The sequence below is a fragment of the Sphingobium sp. D43FB genome, from assembly GCF_002312805.1.
Taxonomy (GTDB): Bacteria; Pseudomonadota; Alphaproteobacteria; order Sphingomonadales; family Sphingomonadaceae; genus Sphingobium.
Map to the genome: position 1 here is coordinate 1 of NZ_NMUA01000288.1, position 380 is coordinate 380.

Consider the following 380-nt stretch of genomic DNA (forward strand, 5'->3'; position numbering starts at 1 on the left):
GCTGCAAGCCCGATGGCTTTCGCCGCGACCCCGAGCCAGACCAGCAGCGCCGAAACCGCCAGTCGCAGCAGCGGCACTTACACTTTCGCCATCGAGCAACAACCCCTGGCTGCCGCGCTTAACGAGTTCAGTCGCATCACCGGCTGGCAAGTCGGCCTGTCATCGTCGCTGGCCACCAACGTCACCTCGCCCGGCGCGACCGGCAATCTGTCCGCGGGTAAAGCCCTGGAACGCCTGCTGGCGGGCACCAATCTGGGCTATCGCAACCTGGGCAACAACAACGTCGTGCTGGAAAAACGCACCGCTGGCGCCATCGCCCTGGAGCAGATCACGGTCAGCGCCACGCGTCAGGCCCAGGACGTCACGTCGGTGCCCAATAG

General features: G+C 65.5%; 1 protein-coding gene. It reads left to right on the forward strand.

Annotated elements, in window-relative coordinates; translation table 11 throughout:
• Positions 1 to 12: 12 nt before the first annotated feature.
• A partial coding sequence (locus tag SxD43FB_RS24445) for an STN domain-containing protein (RefSeq protein ID WP_217988872.1) occupies positions 13 to 380 on the forward strand: 368 nt, incomplete at its 3' end.